Raw genomic sequence first — 17,738 nt, 5'->3', positions numbered from 1 at the left:
CTTTAAACAGTTGTTTTAACCTTTTGCTTAATATGGTCGGCTAACCTAATGGTAAGCGCTACTAACGTTAAGGTTGGATTTGGTGCGGCGGCTGTTGCATAACACGATGCACCTGCCATATAAAGATTTGCTATCCCGTGCACCTTGCAATTGGCATCAACCACACCTTTTTTAGGATCATCGGCCATGCGGGTGGTACCCATATGGTGCCAGCCACCGCCGGTAAACTCGGGCCAGGTATTATCATTCTCGTCCTGCAGATATTCCATTAAACGCACTCTTCCCGCAGCACTTATGCCAATTTGTTCGCCAATTATCTGGTAGATCTTGCGCAGACTATGCTTTTCGAGTGGGGTTAGCTCCCAGTGCAGGTTAGCCCTTTGTACACCAAGCGCATCTTTTTGGGCATCTAAAGTAACACGACTGTTTGGATTAGGCGCCTGCTCTACCCGGGTAAACAGTTCAAAGGCTTTATGGCTTTTTAACTCTTTTTGTGTTTTACCCCTTCTTTCGCCCTCCTTCATAAACGCATTGGTTTTGGCGGTATCGGCACTCCAAAGGTCAATCATTGGTGTTTGGTTTTTGGCCACCTCTAAAGGCATTAATGATGCGGTACCATTTAGTATTCGGTGTTTGCGCTGTATATCCTCGCTAATGGCCAATTCTGCGCGGTGTTTTACGCCCCAATCCCACTGGTAAAGTTTTAGCACATCGGGTTTGGTAAGCCACATTTCTGCCGATTTTATCTCCAGGTGCTCCATAAAATAACGGCCAACATTATCGTTTTGGTTACCCAGTCCTTTTGGTGCTTGTTTATTTGATGCCAACAGCAAACGTGCGTTTTGAATAGAGCAGCAGGCAATTATAAACTGTTTTGCCCTAACAGTGTGCTGTTTGCCCGCAAAATTTTTCACTGTAACTTCCTTTATTGCCGATACATTTTGGTTAGCGGTAATATCCGTTACGTTGGCGTAAGTGTACAGGTGGATATTTGGCGCTTTAACAATAGCATCCCGATACTTTGTCCCAAAACGTGTTGGCGTACTAAACTGCCACATTTTATTAAAAACTACGTTCTCATCAAGTGACAGGCCTTTTAGTTCGGGATCTTTATCCTGCCAGTATTTGGCACTGTACTCGTACGGGCCAAGATCCAGATTTTTTTGGGCGCGGGAATAGTATGGGTCGAGGTCCTCGCGTTTTATAGGCCAGCCGCTGTGGGGTACCCAATCGCGTTCTTTAAAATCTATAGGGTCGAAGGTGGAGCAAAAGCCTGCCCAGTGCCCGGTTGTACCACCAAAATAATGCAGCCTTGCCGATTCCAACGGGAAATATCGCTGGCCGGTAGTTTTACCTTTATAAAGGTCCTGCATTTGGGAATCATACTCAAAACCGCCGCCTTCCAGCAAAATAACTTTGTAGGGTGTATTCAGCAATTCTATTGCCATGCTGATACCTGCCGCACCCGATCCTACAATACAAATATCCCCCTCTATCAGGCTGTTGTTATCAATATTCCTGGCGTCGATATGCATAGCGGTTATGATTTAAGGATAGAAAATAGCGCACATTGCCTGGCTTCGGTAACAGACATTACCCAGCCTTTTACCATTACTGTATTGCCGGCTTTAAAATCGTTGGTAACCTGCTTATCCAGCATAGATTCGATCTCGTTTTTACTAAGCGATGCCGTTTCTTTTTCACTCAATAATAATTGCGAAAGCTTTTGCTGATTGTCTTCTATCGCATGTGTTTTCCGATAGGCCAAACCGGCTTCCCTGATGGCTTTTGCATCAACCAAATGCGAAAACAGCAAGGGCTGAGCAACTGCCATTTCCTTTGAACCGGTACTACAGCTTTCGGCAAAGGGCAGTGTAAGCGCCAATGCGGTAAATGCAGACAGTTTTACAAACGACCTTCTTTCCATATCAGTTTTTTACGGTTTCCAATTTCATGGCATCCAGGCCACGCTCTTTAATCAGTTCGGTATAATTGGTCAGCTCAAACTTGCGGCCTACCAAAGCTTTAAACTCGGGCGATAGCAGCATATTCAGTTCGGTTTGGCGGTGCAGCGCGGTCAATGGTTTGCCTGCTTTGGTGTTCATCATACTGCTGTTCATATCAAACAGGGCGTTCATTTCCGGATCTTGCAGGGCAACATGTATCACTACCAGGTTTGGCCTGTTCTTGCTTAGCTTGTTAGTTACATAAGCTAAAAACGCTTTCTTTTTAGTAGCCACCGGTTCACCCCACATTTCTTTGTAGGTTTCGCCAAAGTAAACTTGCTCGCTTAACGTGGATATGCCCAGTTTGTATTTACGGGCAAGTTTTTCAGTTAAGGCACGAAGTGCCGGGGTTGAAAGGGCTATGCCCATATGCGGGTCTATGTACGATATTTTTAAGCCCGATGCCAAAGCTCTTTCAATTTGTGCCGATAGTTCTTTCTCTATCTCCTCTATTTTGTAACCGCTTTTGGCAAAGGCGCGGGTACTTTGATGGAAGTATCCATCTTTATCAACTAAACTCGGTACAGCTTCGCGGCCTGTTACCGGCCCCCACCTATAGTTTTTCCATTCGGAGGTAAGCGTTAAATGTACGCCTACACTTACCTGCGGGTTCTTCTTTAATATCTCCACCGCTTCCTGGTACCAGGGACAGGCAAACTGCACCGAGGCAGAGAACGGCATTTTGGTATCAGTCATTTTTTTCATGGCCATATTTACGGAGTGGTTCATGCCGATGTCATCCAGCCTTAGCATCAGCTTAGGCAATATTTGTATCGACATTTGCGCTGTAGCCGGTTGCAGTAAAACAACGCTTAATATTACGCTTAGCAGGTATTTTATATTTTTCATGCGGATGGATTACACTTTTAAAAATGCTTTTTTACGATACAGGAAATACAGGAACATCCACTTAACCATTATAAAGCAAATGGCCATTACAACAATATTGTAAGGCTCGCCAACCAATTGCCCCAGCCAGCCAAAAAAACCTGCGGTAGCATAGTTCCAGTTAATGAATTTGCTTGATATATAGATGAGGATGGAGTTCATACCTATCACTTTAAAAAAGAATGCCCAACTCTTATATCCAAGCACATCTATCACGTAGTAAAACAGCGAGAGCAGCAACAGGCTTAAACCGCCAACATGCAGCACGAACGAACTTGTCCACAGGTTTTTATTTATAGGGAAATCAAGGTTCCAGACTTGCGCTAATACCAAAAACACAATGCCAACAATGGCAAGCAACCCAGCTTTACGCGCTTTATGCTGATGGCCGCTTTTTAATAGCGTACCCGCCAGTATCCCCAGCAAACCGGTGCTTATTGCCGGGATGGTAGAGAACAACCCTTCGGGATCATGAATGCCTAAGTAAAGTTTGCCCGGCAGTATTTGCGTATCCATATACGATGCAAAGTTGCCCGCCATGGTCAAATCACCTGCAGGGTGGCCAGGCGCTGATGTGAACTTTAATAATAGCCAATAACCTATAATGAATGCCCAAAACCAGGCAATTTGCCATTTGCGGTTAGCATACAGATAAATAATATTGGCAAACATGTAAGCGATACCAATACGACCAAGTACCGATGCAAAGCGGATCTCATCAATAGATTTTAAGGTTTTTAAGCCGTTGTTTACCAGCAGGCCAAGCAACACCAATATGGCCGCACGTTTTATTACCCTTAATACTAACTGTGGGCGGATAGCGCCTTTTTCCAGCTCGCGGCCTACCGAGTATGGTGTGGCCACACCCGCCAGGAACAAGAACAACGGAAATATCAGGTCATATAAATGAAAACCGTTCCAGTCCGGATGAGTGAACTGATTGGCAATGCTGCCCCAAAATGGCGATCCGGTTGCCTTAGCCAGCGTATGGAATATCTCTTCGCCCCCTAAGATCCAGAACATGTCAAATCCCCGCAGGGCATCTAACGAATAAAGGCGTTCATAGGTAAAGGGGGATGTATTAACATCATCGGCAGTGCCGGCAGCATTTTTTGCGGTCATGTTTATGATAATAAGGATTAAAAACAAACCGGTACTGGCCACCGGCAAATGGTTTATAGATTATTTAAATATAGAATACTTTTTAAATAATTTCAAAAAGTATTATTCAATATAAACCAATTGTATTAATGATGTTACCAAACAGTCTGCCTCGCTGTTAGCTTTACGCGCAATAGAACCTACATCTTACTGCTTAAAATTAAAGTAGTTTTTAGCGTTGTAATAACAAATATCCTGAACGATCTTGCCTGTCCATTCTATATCGTTTGGTAATTCGCCATTCTCAATATCCTCGGCAAACAGGTTACAAAGCAAACGCCTGAAATACTCATGCCGCGGGAACGACAGGAAGCTACGCGAATCGGTAAGCATACCTATAAAACGACTCAGCAAACCCAGGTTCGACAAAGCGTTAATTTGCCGGGTCATGCCATCCTTTTGATCCTGGAACCACCAGGCCGAACCATACTGCACCTTACCGGCTATAGAGCCATCGTTGAAGTTGCCTATCATGGCAGCCATCATTTCGTTATCGGCAGGGTTTAGGTTGTAGATAATAGTTTTTGCAAGGCGGTCGTCCTTATCCAGTCGGTTTAAAAACCTGGATAACGGCCTGGCCTGGCTAAAATCACCTATAGAATCAAAGCCTGTATCAGGCCCAAGCTGACTAAGCAGGCGACTATTATTATTGCGCAAAGCACCCAGGTGGAATTGCTGAACCCAGTCTTTCTCCTGGTTCCATATAGCGAAATTATATAGCATAGCCGATTTGAATTTCACCTTCTCTGAGTTGGTAACGCTCTTTTCGGTACGTACTTTTTCAAATATGGCGCGCAGTTCTTCCTCGGTATATTCCTCCGCGTAAATGTGCTCAAGGCCGTGATCAGATACAGTACAGCCATTTGCCGCGAAGTAGTGATGGCGATTTTTTAAGGCATACAGGTAATCTTCAAAAGTAGTTATGCTGGTGTTTGATACCGCCTCTAATTTATTTATGTAAGCGTTTAGTGCAGCTACATCCTCTATATACATAGCTTTATCAGGCCTGAATGCGGGAAAAACCTTCACCTCTGCCCCATCCTTTTTTATCTGTTGATGATGACTCAAATCATCTAAAGGATCATCTGTGGTGCAGATCACTTCCACGTTCATTTTTTTGATGAGCTGTTGCACCGAAAATTCCGGGCTTTGCAGTTTGGCCGAGCAATCATCATAAATAAAGTCGGCAGTGCCTGGCATCAGTCGTGAATCTATACTGAAATAACGCTGCAACTCCAGATGTGTCCAATGGTACAGCGGGTTACGCAAGGTATACGGCACGGTGGCTGCCCATTGTGCAAACTTCTCCTTATCGGGTTTGCTGCCCGTAATATAAGATTCGTCGATACCGTTTGCACGCATGGCACGCCATTTATAATGGTCGCCATTGAGCCAGGCATGGGTAATGTTGTTAAAGTTGATATCGCCTGCAATCTGGTCAGGCGGTAAATGACAGTGGTAATCTATAATGGGGAGCGCTTTGGCGTGGTCATGATACAGTTTTTTGGCAGTATCAGAATGCAGCAAAAAATCCTCATCTAAAAAGCTTTTCATAATTGGTTAATAAAAAGGCAATGTATTAAAGTTTCGATAGATTTTAACCACAATCTGCGCAAACGTTTTAGCTCCAGCTTATTTTTACCGATTGCCCTCCGTTTAATACATATTCTATATTACCACTCCTGGTTGTTTTTCCTTTTACCTCTTGCTTTTGGCCGTTAGCCATCACTTTAAATGTTGGTAGCTTTTTATCATCGGTACGCACAATTACCAGGCGACATTCCAATCTGTTATCCCCTAAAATATTAAAGGTAATTGGTTTCCTTTTTTGGCCGATAAATGATGAGGTGGGATAATCTACATATACCATAAAGTTTTCGTTGGGTACCCGCAGGTAGTGGCGGGGCAGTATCCCAAAGGCATTACCGGCGCCATAAACTTCCTGACCAACTTCACCGCTTTTCTCCCAACCGTCATGCATATCTTCCAGCGCTATCCAAAGCTTAGGGTCAACCTCTCCTATTTTTACCTTGTCTGACAGCATATCTTTTGGCAGCATGGTTGGGTAATAGTATATGGCACGGTTTAACAAATATTTAATATACTCGGCCAATAACATCGAGACAGATGGCAGGATGTCCTCACCTTCAGCATGCCTTAAATAATCATGCAGGGCACAAAAAACTTCCTGTTCTTCATAAACCGCGGTATAAGGCGCATCACTTAGCGGGAACAGGCAAAAAAACGACGGGAAGTTTTTTCCATAACCATAATCGCAATCCCAAAGTCTCACGTTTTTAAGCACATTGGCCAGGCATAAATAACTTAATTCTTTATATACTTTGTTTCCGGTAATTTTTGATAACCTCAGTAATGCGCCTGCAGAAAAAGCAGTATTGTTTGCCTGATAAAATAGATCGAAGCCTAATCCCTGTAACCTTTTAGCTGCTGTTTCGGCTTCGTTCAGGTAGCGCTTTTTACCGGTTAGTTCATAAGCCTGCAGCATAACATGCGCGTAAAGGCCGGGCACATCGTGCTCGCCGCCTTTACCGGGCGCGGTTTCGGCCTTAATAACTTCCAGCGTATCCATTTTGTAAAATACCGGCCAGTCATACTTAAAATGATGGGCTACTTTTATAGCGAATTCCAGCGAATCTAAAAAGAGCTGTTCGGCTATCTTCTCGCCTTTTAACGCTAATCGCGATAGGTTAAGCAAAGGGTGATGCAGGTACCACGAATCCATGGTCATTGGCTCTTTCTGTTCCTCCTCTCCTTCCAGCTTATCAGCTGCGGCAGGTAGCCAGCGCATAATTGTTTTTAACTTTTCATCATAAAAGGTTGGCAAGGCTTCTTTAATGACCTTTATTGCCTCCATTTTTTCACCGCCCCAGTCCACATAATCCTGCAGGGGGAGCAATACAGCCAGCTGCACCATAATTTCTGGCGGGGTAACATAATCACTTACGTAGGCATTAAAATAAGAATGCCCCGCTACCTGGCTCCAGCACCCCGGGCTTTCTATCAGATCATGCAGCCCCTTTTTCAATGTTTCGAGCCAATCCTGGTACTTGGTATCAGGTTTGGGCAGTTGCAAATAGGCCTGTGCAAGCATATTTAAGTATTGCTCAACCATATCCGCTTCTTTTGTAGGCACCTGGTCATCAAACACAATAATTGCATCAGATATGATCGTCTCTTTATCAGCCTGCAACGGTTTATCTAAAGCGGGTGGTAAAGCAAAACCCAACTCGGGCCATTCGCCGCCAACTGTTTCACCGGCAGATGTTTGGGTTTGCTGGCAATAATCATTTAAGGCAGAAAGATTTTGCAAATAAAATACTGAACCCGATTTAGGCCTTGTTACACTAAAATAGACCATACCCGAGCGTGTGCCTATTTGTTTTGCCCATATTTTACCGGCGGTGTTATCAGGCTCACCATCCCTGCCTGGAATGATTATATCGCGCGGCCAAAATGGTATTAGCAGTTCGGTATGGGGTTTTAAAGTTGTGGTGTATCGTAAAGTAGTTTGCCCATCTCCAGGAAATTGGATATTGACCGTTATATCGCCAATAACAGCGTTGAGCAACAACTTTATGCCATTATCATTCTCTCTTTTGCTTTTAACTTCTAAGCCACCGTCAGGCGAATAAGCCACACGAAAAGCTATTCTGCCCCCTTTGGGCCATGTTGCCAATACCCAAAGCGAATCGGTTGTGTTATGAATGCTAAATGCAAAATCGTTATGGTTTTTTGTGTAGATGCATGGTAGCGCGTTATCTGTAAAAACAGAACTGGCCGCTGCTGCCCAGGGTGATATTCCGTTCATAGAAGTGATGTTAAAGGTTGTTTGCCTTAACAACCAGTCATCATTTATAATTGTTTTTAAATATCCTATTAATTAAAATTAGAAAGCTACAATTAAACACCTAAAGCTTTAAAGATCTCTTTAATGGATAAATGTGCCCCACAAACAAACTCATCGGCAGCGCCATAATACATGGTTATTGTATCGCCATCGGGCTCAACTATATGCCCGTTGGTAAACACCACGTGGCCAAAAAAGCCGCTTACTTCATAAGGCTCGCTGGGCTCCATTATCGGGTCGATGGTCCTGGCCAGCACAATTGACGGATCATTAAGATCTAACAAAACCGCGCCTAAACAATAACGGTGATTTTTGGTAGCCCCATGATATATTTCCAGCCAGCCCTTTTCAGTTTTAATAGGTGCTGCGCCAGCGCCTACCCGGGCGCCATCCCACATACCTTCCCGGGTTTTAACAATGCATTTGTGGTTACCCCAATGCTCGCCATCCGGCGATTGGGCTATCCAAATATAGTTACCGCCAATATCTACACTGCTTGGGCGGTGCAGGGCATAATACAACCCGTTTATTTTTTCCTCAAAAATGGCAACATCCTTGTTATGCGGCGGCAGTATCATACCGTGCGATTGAAAGCTTTTCCAATCGGTAGTGGTGCGCATACCAACGCCTACGCCACTATCGCTTACGGCGGTAAAAGTAAGATAGTACTGCCCTTCCAGGCAGGTAACCCGGCAATCTTCAATCCCAAATGTTTGTAAAGGGCCGATACCAAACAGTTTGTTGTAACCCTCCGGTTCATGAAAATGTATACCATCATCGCTGCAAACTAAACGCAGGTGCGATAAGGTGGTTAAATAATCAACACCTTTATACCTTACCACCCGGGCATCGGTAGCAATAAGGTCGGCATCATCAAGGGCAATTTCCATTATTTGGGTTTCGCCTGTAGCAGTAAGTATAGGAAACGACACATGTACCTGGCTTTGTTGCGGCCGCTCGGCAACGCGTACCAGCAGCCATATTTTGCCATCAAACCTGAAAACGCCTGGGTTTAATAAACAGGCAATATGTAAGCCTTCGCTGGTAGGTTTTAAATCTTTTGGGGATAGTAGTGGGTTCTGTGGGAAACGTTTTGCTATATCTGCCATAAATATTATTGTTACATTTCCATAACATTTTGGCTTTGTAATAGTTTATAAGCTTACATAACTTTATCTTTATTAACCATGCATTTACTTCTGCGGACCTTTGTGTGCTGTAGTTTTTAAGTTCCCTAATAAGGTAAAGTATTACTGTTTAAGAATTTTCACTTTTCCCGATATAAATTAATGGATGCCGGAACTACCAATGCAGCAGAAATGACACATTTGATAGCTAACACGAAACTACCTTACGAACTATTTGATCACTTACCCATTGCTATTTATACCTGCGATAAGGATGGCTATATAACTTCATTTAACAAAGCAGCAGTAAAACTATGGGGAAGAACCCCCGAAACAAATAAAGAACTATGGTGCGGTTCCTGGAAAATATTTAAAACGAACGGGCAGCCATTACCACTGGATACATGCCCTATGGCACGTACTTTAAAAGAGGGCATTGCTATTGAAGGTGAAGAAATAATTATACAACGGCCCGATGGCGCACTGGTTAATGTATTACCCTACCCTGTGCCGGTATTTGATACTAATGGCAATATTACGGGTGCAGTAAATACACTTATTGATGTTACCGAGCAAAGAAGCGGCGAGCGAAAACAGGCCATGCTGGCTTCAATAATAACAACCTCAGACGATGCTATAGTCAGCAAAACCCTTGAAGGGATAGTTACCAGTTGGAACTATGGCGCCGAACAGCTATTTGGATATACGGAAAGTGAAGCTATAGGTAAATCAATTACCATGCTGATACCCAAAGACAGGCTGATGGAGGAAGAAGAGATTCTTAGTAAAATAAGAAAAGGTGAAAAGGTAGAACACTACAAAACATTACGGATGACTAAAAATGGCGTGGAGATTCCCGTTTCTTTGGCTATATCACCCATGATGGATAGTAAGGGGAATATTATTGGGGCCTCAAAAATTGCCCGCAACGTTTCTAAACAACAGTTGGCCGAACAAACCCTTCAGCAATATGCCGAAAACCTGGAAATACTGAACACTGTAGGTAAAGTAATATCAGAAAAGCTGGACGTACAGGAAATATTACAAAATGTTACCGATGCTACTACTATGCTGTCGGGCGCGGCATTCGGCGCGTTCTTTTATAACAAGTTGGATGAGGAGGGTGAATCATATATGCTTTATACCCTATCCGGCGCACCGCGGGAAGCGTTTGAGAAATTTGGAATGCCACGTAATACAGATGTATTTTCACATACTTTTAATGGCTTAGGTATAGTACGGGTTGATGATATAACAAAAGACCCGCGTTATGGCCATAACCATCCACATTATGGCATGCCGAAAGGGCATTTGCCGGTAGTGAGTTACCTGGCAGTACCCGTTATTTCTAAATCGGGCGAGGTTATAGGCGGTTTATTTTTGGGGCACCCCGAACCCGGGCGATTCACAAAAGAGCACGAAATATTAATATCGGGTGTAATATCGCAGGCAAGCGTAGCACTTGATAATGCAAAGCTGTATGAAGAGATACAGATACTTAACTCTAAAAAGGATGAGTTTATAGGCCTTGCGAGCCATGAACTAAAAACCCCTATGACCAGCCTTAACGGCTACCTGCAAATTATAGACCGCAGCCTGCCTGATGATGATAAAAACAAACTGTTTATACAAAAGGCCTTAGCGCAGATAAATAAACTATCAGGCTTGATATCAGATCTGCTTGACGTTTCAAAAATAGAGGCAGGCAAACTACCATTTACTTATGCTGTATTTAACCTGCCACAGCTTATTGATGAGGTGGTTGACCTGATGCAATATTCTACAAAATCGCACCGTATAATTGTTTGTTCGGATATTGATGACCTGCTTGTTAATGCTGACAGACAACGTATTGAACAGGTAGTTATCAATCTCATTTCAAACGCTATAAAGTATTCGCCACAGGCCGATCACATCAATATATCTGTATCCCAACAAGACAGTAAAGCCATTGTAGCAGTACAGGATTTTGGCATAGGCATTAACAAAGAACAGCATGACCGCATTTTTTCGCGCTTTTACAGAGTGGATGATTTAGCTGCACATATATCTGGCCTGGGCATTGGCTTATATATTAGTAACGAAATTATAACCCGCCACCAGGGCAAACTTTCTGTAGATAGCGAAACGGGCAAAGGTTCAACGTTTAAATTTGAGATCCCGATAGAGCAATAAAAACCTGCTTACAGAAGCACATCGATCCGGATCTGTCAGGTCCGGATTTTTTTTCTTTTTTATTTGCGTAACCAAATGGTATCATATATATTTGCGTAACCAATAGGTTACAAATAAATATGAGAAGAGATGTATTCCAGGCCATTGCCGACCCTACCCGTCGCGAGATCATCAATTTACTTGCAGGGCAGCAACTGAATTTGAATGCCGTGGCCGATAATTTCGACATAAGCAGGCCTGCTGTATCCAAGCATATTAAAATACTAACCGAGTGTGGGCTTGTTATTATTAAACAACAAGGACGCGAACGTTACTGCCGTGCCGACCTTAAAAAACTGGAGCAAGTAGCTAAATGGACAGAGCAATACCGCACATTTTGGACCAGTAAGCTGGATGCCCTTGAAAATTTCCTGAATGAAGAACCAATAGAAACAAAAACCAAAAAATAAATAACGATGGAAGCACAACCACTGATAGTTGAGCGCACGCTTAACGCACCTGTTAGCCGTGTATGGCAAGCCCTTACTGATAACGATAAAATGAAACAATGGTATTTTCAGCTGGAAAGCTTTGAGCCACGCGTTGGCTTTGAGTTTAGCTTTTCGGGCCAGGGAAGCAAGGGTGAAAGTTATAAGCACAATTGCCGCATAACCGCTGTTGAACCCGAAAAAAAGCTAAGTTATACCTGGGTATATGAGGGCTTTGAGGGCGCATCAGAAGTTAGTTTTGAACTTTTTCCCGAAGATGATAAAACACTTGTACGCATAACCCATACCGGGCTGGAGAGTTTTGCAGGCCACGGACCAGACTTTGCCACATCAAGCTTTACAAAAGGCTGGAACCATATATTGGGCATTAGTCTTAAAGAATTTGTAGAAAAAGAGAATTAACAGCAAAGCCCGGTTATGCCGGGCTTTGCTGTTAATTTAAACAAAAAAAGACCAGTGAAAGATCACACTTTACACTGGTCTCGCAATTATACATTATGCTTTATTACCTGCCTGTTGTACGTGGCACTGTTGGTGCTGCAGGCGGAGTTGTAGTTGGTGTTGTAGGCACTGTTTTTGGCGTAGCCGGAGGAGTGCCTGTTGGTGTTGTAGGTGTGGTCGGCGGCGTTGTTGGTGCAGTCGGCGTAGTTGGTGTACCGGTTGGCGGTACACTTGGGTTAGGGCTTGGCACAGTCGGTGTAGTTGGATTTGGTACTGTTGGGCTGGTTGGGCTTGTAGGCACCGTAGGGTTAGTAGGACTGGTTGGCTCTGTTGGGTTTGTTGGCGTTGTAGGGTAACTCGGTACTGTTGGGGTAGTAGGTGTGGTAGGCGTGGTTGGTGTAGTTGGCGTAGTAGTAGTTGGTGTAGTCTTTTTTGTTTTAGACTTTTTAGGCACAGTATCCTGGTTAACAGTTAAGTTACCTGTTAGCAATAAAGCTTTATCTGTATTATGGCTGGTGTTATTTTTTGCCGTGGCATAGTTAAAGGCGCATGCAGTAATTACCGCCGCCATTATCAAACTTATCCTTTTCATAATATTTTATTATTTAATGGTTTATATTTATTAACTATTGAATAACATTTTTATCGGCAAATAGTTTCGATTAGCATAAAAAGAAAGCCCGGACCTGATGGTACGGGCTTATATTAACTTCCTAAATTATAGCTTATTATAGGTAAAACCTTCTTCGATAGCCGTTCATGTTATTAATAATACTTATCGCGCAGCCACATTGCCACTTTCACCAGTATTATTAATGCAGGCACCTCTACCAGCGGACCAATAACTCCGGCAAATGCCTCGCCTGAGTTAATGCCGAAAACCCCGATTGCTACCGCGATAGCCAGTTCAAAGTTGTTCCCTGCAGCAGTAAAAGCTATGGACGCGTTCTTTGAATAATCGGCTCCCATAAATTTACCCGCGAAAAAACTCACCAAAAACATGATAGCGAAATATATGACCAGGGGTATGGCAATTCTTATTACATCAAAAGGGATCTGCACAATTAACTGCCCTTTTAGGCTAAACATTACTACTATGGTAAACAACAATGCAATAAGTGTTATGGGCGATATAACCGGCAAAAACTTTTGACCGAACCACTCCTCTCCTTTTAATTTAATAAGCGTGTACCTGCTTATAAGGCCTGCCGCGAATGGTATCCCCAGATAGATCCCAACCGATTTTGCTATTTCGTCAATAGTGATATTAACTACCTCGCTTTTCATCCCAAACAAAGGCAGCAATACTGTTATAAATACGTAAGCATAAACACTATAAAGCAAGATCTGGAAAATGCTGTTAAGCGCTACCAAACCAGCCGCATATTCACGGTTACCTTCTGCCAGTTCGTTCCATACAATAACCATGGCTATGCAGCGGGCAAGGCCAATCAGTATTAACCCCACCATATAATCCGGCTTATCGTGCAGGAAAACAACTGCCAAAATAAACATCAGTATGGGGCCAACTATCCAATTCAAAAAAAGAGAGAGGCTCAACACTTTGGTATTACGGAACACCTCACTTAAGCTTTCATATTTCACTTTTGCCAATGGTGGATACATCATTAATATCAACCCGATAGCTAAAGGGATATTAGTGGTACCGCTGGAGTAAGAGTTAATAAATGCCGGGGCCGATGGTACAAGGTAGCCTAAGGCAACCCCAATACCCATTGCCAGAAAGATCCATAAAGTAAGGTATCGGTCTAAAAAACTCAGTTTTTTTCTGTTAACCACTGGGGCACAATTGTTGGTGGCCATATTATTTAACATGTTCTTTTACAAAATCGGCGGCATAGGTCTTTATCATATCACGCACGCGCTTAAACTCGTTCATTACTTCTTCGGTTGTGCCGGTAGCCTTTGCCGGGTCGGGGAAGTTATAATGAAAGCGCTGCACATTCCCCGGGAAATACGGACAAGCCTCATTGGCATTATCGCATACCGTTATCACATAATCAAACGGAATAGCCAAATACTCATCTACATGGTTTGATGTATGTGCCGATATATCTATCCCATCATCAGCCATTACCTGTATGGCTTTAGGGTTAACGCCATGCGTTTCTATTCCCGCGCTGTAAATGTTCGCCTTATCGCCGGCAAAGTATCGCAGGTAACCTTCTGCTAATTGGCTGCGGCAACTGTTGCCGGTGCACAATACTAATATATCTTTCATCGTGATTTTTTTAGCAGCAACCAGAACCTGGTTCACAGCATGCAGCTGTAGCGGCAAGATTTTGTAATTGTATTTTAGGTTTAACATCCGCAGCAGGAGTGCAGCATTCTTCACCTTTATCATTAGTACCACAGCTGCCCCCACGTTCAATAGCCTTACATTGCACAGCATCAGGCCGCAGGTCAACGATCAGGTTATCGCCATCAATAATAACATCTTTAGGGAGCATTTGGCGGGTATCAAACCGCGAATTGCCAAACTCAATTTTAACAATACCATTAGGGTTTAAGGGCAGTGCCTTTTCTACCAGCTCAACAATTGATAGTGCTTTGCTTACCTGCATAGCCCTATCCTGTTGCTGGCCTTGTGGTTCCCATAGCTGAACAATTATCTCTGTCCAGGCGTTCATAACACCACCACAATCAACAGATGTTATAGGGGCTTGTTTAATTTCGGTGATATGATAGGCCGCGTCCACCCATTGGTTTTCGGCATATTTAAATTGCAGGATACGCTCTGTATTTGCCTGCAGCTGTTGTTTAAATGATGACCATTTTAAGTTTTCCATAATTATACAATTTGAATATTTATCGCAATATTACGATTGATTTGGTTAAAAAATTTTAGCAGCACTTATTCACATCCTTGTACGACGCGAACATGGTATTAATCTCCTTTTGTAAATTGTTCCAGGCTTTAGGTTCAATACAATAACAAACGCTCACCCCTTCTATTGTGCCTTGTATAAGGCCGGCGTTTTTCAGCTCTTTTAAATGCTGAGAAATAGTGGCTTGTGCCAACCCCAGTTCATCTACCAGGTCGCCGCAAATACAGGCATTGGCTTTAATAATATGTTGCAGAATAGCAATACGCGCCGGATGTGCAATCGCTTTTAATTGCAAGGCCAGCTTGTTCTGCTCATCGTTAAATATATCTGTTTTGGTAATGCCCATATTATCTATCGCAATATTACGATTAATATTTGAAATGCCTAGTTTTTTATTTTTTATTTAGGCACAAATATTTAACAATGTCTTCTGAAGGTACAAAACACAAAATCCTGACTGGTTTGGAATGGAGTGATGTGTTGCTCTTTTACACAGGCTATTTTTGAAAAATTACCTGCAAAAACCTCTTCCAATAATTGTTCAGAGTATCGCTTAACCGGCAATCCGCTACATTTTTCGGGCCCGGTTTCAGAGAATACGCCAAGCACCATATACCCGGTTACCGCGTTTGCGGTTATACTTAAATACCTATTAATCTGATCAATAGTTGTTAAGAAATGGAAAGCCGCCCTATCATGCCACAGTTCATATTTTTCCTGCGGAACAAAGTTGATGATATCAGATACCACCCATTTTATTATTTTACTTTTTTCACCAAGCCTTAACTGTGCCTTTTCAAGTGCAACAATAGATATATCTACTACAGTAATGTTTGTATATCCTTCTTGTAATAAATGATCCACTAACTTACTGTCGCCCCCACCTAGGTCAATAATATTAGCTGTTTTTGGCAGATTTAGGCTTTTAATTAAATTAATAGATAGTTGAGGTGTTTCTTGCGTCCAACTCATTTGCTCGGGCGATTTCTCCCGGTAAACGTGCTCCCAATGAGCTTTTGTATCCTCTTCCATAACAACAACCTACTTCAAAATAACCTTTGTAGCGCCATAGCCAAACTTCTCTTTTCTTGCATCCATAAAGGTTTGCACTTTGGGGTGTTTACTTAACAGCTTATGCAGCTCGTGTTTTAAGATCCCGTTGCCTGTACCGTGTATAAAAGTAATATCAGGCATCTGGTGTACAATGGCGGCATCCAACGCTTTTTTAAAGTGATCTGTTTGAATGTTCAGGATCTCGCTGCTGCTTAAAAACTGGTGGTCATCGCGCAATTTTTCTATATGCAAATCAAGCTCGCCTACGGGTTTGGCAACGGTTTGTACTTTTTCTTCGGCTGGTTTAAAAAAGCTCTCTTTTAATTTCTCGGCATCAATAACAAGTTCCGGTTCATCAAGCTGTATCATCCAGCCTTGTTGTTTTATATAAGGCACCAGCTTTTTAGCGCCCGAAAAATCTTTAGCTTTAAATTGCTCACTAATATTTATTGGATTTACCGATGGTTGGTTTTGCTTGGTAAAAAACAATACCTGGAATATAAATTTTGGCCACAGCTGCAGGTCGGATAGTTTTGCAGAATAAATTTTTGCAACTCCGTTAGGTTCAACAACACCTGCAAATTCGCCTTTAAACTGCTTTTGCTGTTCGGTAGTAACAGCTGCAAGTAACTGGTACGATGTTTCGTTTACGATATATAAATGCACCAGCGCGTTTGCCTTTGCATCGGCCACTACAGCAATATGCACGCCTTTGCTTTTAAATTCGCCGGCAGGCACTTTAACATCGGCAACATACTCTTCATCGTGGCTTTCGGCACCATGGCCGTGTACATAAGTTACCTTACTGGCCAATACGGGTATCTCAAAATCATCCTCAACAGTAACACCTATCATTTGCTCATCAATAATGCGGGTTACATAACCTTCCAGCTTTTCATCAACAAACCGCACAAAATCGCCTAACTTATATCTCATTTTACAATAATAAGGAGCATTTATTAATATACCATAACTAATAATTAAACTTACATTTACATCATCAATCTCTTGTATTAGTAAGGGGAATGATCTTCGTGTTTGCTTGCACCATTAATTTTTATGCTATGGCACCTATTACTCCTCCTGCTCCCAACGAAGCCTATTTAAAGAAAATATTCCTGCACCATTTAACCCGCATATATAATGGCAAACGTTTTTTACAGGAACGTACAAGCAGCCTTTTTGATCTGGCATCTTTTAAAGCGCTTGAATTAGCAATTGGCGAATTTGGCGGCGATGTTAAAAACCAGATCGAACGGATGGAAACTATTTACAAGCTGATAGGTGAAACACCATCCCCTGAGGTTTGTAACCCTATTAAAACCATTATTAAAGATGAATTTTGTTTAGATGATGGCCAGGATATCCCTTTATTGAACGACCTTGACATTATGCTTTATCTGCAGATATTGGAGCATATTAACATTACATCGTACCGAATGCTGATTATGATAGCAAAATTGTTAAAGTATATTGAGGTAACGCAACTGCTAACCGAGAACTTTGATGAATCTGCCGATAACGACAAGCTATTTACGCTGATAGCTAAGGAATATATTACGAAGGATTAAAAAGGATTATAAAATACGAAACCGGACCATAAGCCCGGCTTCGTATAGTTATTTAATACCCCTACTAAAATAACTTATACAAAGGAAAATAATTTAAGCCCTCCAAGCAAG

Annotated in this window: 18 protein-coding genes; 4 read left to right on the top strand and 14 right to left on the bottom strand. The window is 42.5% G+C overall.

The features are described from left to right. Nucleotides 1–2 precede the first annotated feature (2 nt). The 7 genes from NPE20_RS13765 to NPE20_RS13735 form a co-directional block, all read right to left on the bottom strand. On the bottom strand, nucleotides 3–1,535 hold the full coding sequence (locus tag NPE20_RS13765; RefSeq protein ID WP_256539241.1) for an FAD-dependent oxidoreductase: 1,533 nt from the start codon (nucleotides 1,533–1,535) through the stop codon (nucleotides 3–5). Nucleotides 1,536–1,540: 5 nt separating this feature from the next. Continuing rightward, nucleotides 1,541–1,927: a hypothetical protein gene (locus NPE20_RS13760; RefSeq protein ID WP_256539240.1), complete on the bottom strand. Its 387-nt coding sequence runs from the start codon at nucleotides 1,925–1,927 to the stop codon at nucleotides 1,541–1,543. A 1-nt stretch (nucleotide 1,928) separates the two neighbouring features. Further along, nucleotides 1,929–2,855 (bottom strand): ChbG/HpnK family deacetylase, encoded by a 927-nt coding sequence (locus tag NPE20_RS13755; RefSeq protein WP_256539239.1) that lies wholly within the window; start codon nucleotides 2,853–2,855, stop codon nucleotides 1,929–1,931. Between the two features lie 9 nt (nucleotides 2,856–2,864). Further along, on the bottom strand, nucleotides 2,865–4,016 hold the full coding sequence (locus NPE20_RS13750) for an acyltransferase family protein (RefSeq protein ID WP_256539238.1): 1,152 nt from the start codon (nucleotides 4,014–4,016) through the stop codon (nucleotides 2,865–2,867). A 186-nt stretch (nucleotides 4,017–4,202) separates the two neighbouring features. Continuing rightward, entirely contained in the window at nucleotides 4,203–5,609 is a 1,407-nt protein-coding gene (uxaC, locus tag NPE20_RS13745) for a glucuronate isomerase (protein ID WP_256539237.1), read from the bottom strand. A 67-nt stretch (nucleotides 5,610–5,676) separates the two neighbouring features. Continuing rightward, nucleotides 5,677–7,884 carry a hypothetical protein gene (locus NPE20_RS13740; protein ID WP_256539236.1) on the bottom strand — a complete coding sequence of 736 codons (2,208 nt, stop codon included), beginning with the start codon at nucleotides 7,882–7,884 and terminating at the stop codon, nucleotides 5,677–5,679. 92 nt (nucleotides 7,885–7,976) lie between these two features. Beyond that, a complete protein-coding gene (locus NPE20_RS13735; RefSeq protein ID WP_256539235.1) occupies nucleotides 7,977–9,032 on the bottom strand; it encodes a glycoside hydrolase family 130 protein in 1,056 nt (351 codons plus the stop codon). A 180-nt stretch (nucleotides 9,033–9,212) separates the two neighbouring features. Here NPE20_RS13735 and NPE20_RS13730 point away from each other — a divergent pair, with 180 nt between their 5' ends. From NPE20_RS13730 to NPE20_RS13720, 3 genes are all read left to right on the top strand, one after another. After that, nucleotides 9,213–11,225 (top strand): PAS domain S-box protein, encoded by a 2,013-nt coding sequence (locus tag NPE20_RS13730; protein ID WP_256539234.1) that lies wholly within the window; start codon nucleotides 9,213–9,215, stop codon nucleotides 11,223–11,225. 119 nt (nucleotides 11,226–11,344) lie between these two features. Beyond that, nucleotides 11,345–11,674 carry an ArsR/SmtB family transcription factor gene (locus tag NPE20_RS13725; protein WP_256539233.1) on the top strand — a complete coding sequence of 110 codons (330 nt, stop codon included), beginning with the start codon at nucleotides 11,345–11,347 and terminating at the stop codon, nucleotides 11,672–11,674. Nucleotides 11,675–11,680: 6 nt separating this feature from the next. Then, nucleotides 11,681–12,115: an SRPBCC family protein gene (locus tag NPE20_RS13720; RefSeq protein ID WP_256539232.1), complete on the top strand. Its 435-nt coding sequence runs from the start codon at nucleotides 11,681–11,683 to the stop codon at nucleotides 12,113–12,115. 103 nt (nucleotides 12,116–12,218) lie between these two features. Here the strand turns inward: NPE20_RS13720 and NPE20_RS13715 are convergent, their stop codons facing one another. The 7 genes from NPE20_RS13715 to NPE20_RS13685 form a co-directional block, all read right to left on the bottom strand. After that, complete coding sequence (locus NPE20_RS13715; protein WP_256539231.1) at nucleotides 12,219–12,746, bottom strand: hypothetical protein; 528 nt, start codon at nucleotides 12,744–12,746, stop codon at nucleotides 12,219–12,221. A gap of 173 nt (nucleotides 12,747–12,919) precedes the next feature. Then, nucleotides 12,920–13,978 (bottom strand): ACR3 family arsenite efflux transporter, encoded by a 1,059-nt coding sequence (gene arsB, locus NPE20_RS13710; protein ID WP_256539230.1) that lies wholly within the window; start codon nucleotides 13,976–13,978, stop codon nucleotides 12,920–12,922. A gap of 1 nt (nucleotide 13,979) precedes the next feature. Then, nucleotides 13,980–14,396, bottom strand: coding sequence for an arsenate reductase ArsC (locus NPE20_RS13705; protein ID WP_256539229.1), 417 nt, complete (start codon nucleotides 14,394–14,396; stop codon nucleotides 13,980–13,982). A 10-nt stretch (nucleotides 14,397–14,406) separates the two neighbouring features. Further along, nucleotides 14,407–14,964, bottom strand: a complete 558-nt coding sequence (locus NPE20_RS13700) for a DUF6428 family protein (protein ID WP_256539228.1) — start codon at nucleotides 14,962–14,964, stop codon at nucleotides 14,407–14,409. Between the two features lie 55 nt (nucleotides 14,965–15,019). Further along, nucleotides 15,020–15,349 carry an ArsR/SmtB family transcription factor gene (locus NPE20_RS13695; RefSeq protein WP_256539227.1) on the bottom strand — a complete coding sequence of 110 codons (330 nt, stop codon included), beginning with the start codon at nucleotides 15,347–15,349 and terminating at the stop codon, nucleotides 15,020–15,022. Between the two features lie 71 nt (nucleotides 15,350–15,420). Continuing rightward, nucleotides 15,421–16,035 (bottom strand): class I SAM-dependent methyltransferase, encoded by a 615-nt coding sequence (locus tag NPE20_RS13690; protein WP_256539226.1) that lies wholly within the window; start codon nucleotides 16,033–16,035, stop codon nucleotides 15,421–15,423. 9 nt (nucleotides 16,036–16,044) lie between these two features. Next, nucleotides 16,045–16,992 carry a Smr/MutS family protein gene (locus NPE20_RS13685; RefSeq protein WP_256539225.1) on the bottom strand — a complete coding sequence of 316 codons (948 nt, stop codon included), beginning with the start codon at nucleotides 16,990–16,992 and terminating at the stop codon, nucleotides 16,045–16,047. A 128-nt stretch (nucleotides 16,993–17,120) separates the two neighbouring features. Here NPE20_RS13685 and NPE20_RS13680 point away from each other — a divergent pair, with 128 nt between their 5' ends. Next, on the top strand, nucleotides 17,121–17,627 hold the full coding sequence (locus NPE20_RS13680; RefSeq protein WP_256539224.1) for a DUF892 family protein: 507 nt from the start codon (nucleotides 17,121–17,123) through the stop codon (nucleotides 17,625–17,627). The last annotated feature ends 111 nt before the right edge of the window (nucleotides 17,628–17,738 follow it).

The sequence above is a fragment of the Mucilaginibacter aquariorum genome (genome assembly GCF_024498135.1).
GTDB classification, from domain to species: Bacteria; Bacteroidota; Bacteroidia; order Sphingobacteriales; family Sphingobacteriaceae; genus Mucilaginibacter; species Mucilaginibacter aquariorum.
The sequence above is the reverse complement of the archived record's forward strand: the minus strand, read 5'-3'. Positions and strand labels throughout refer to the sequence as shown.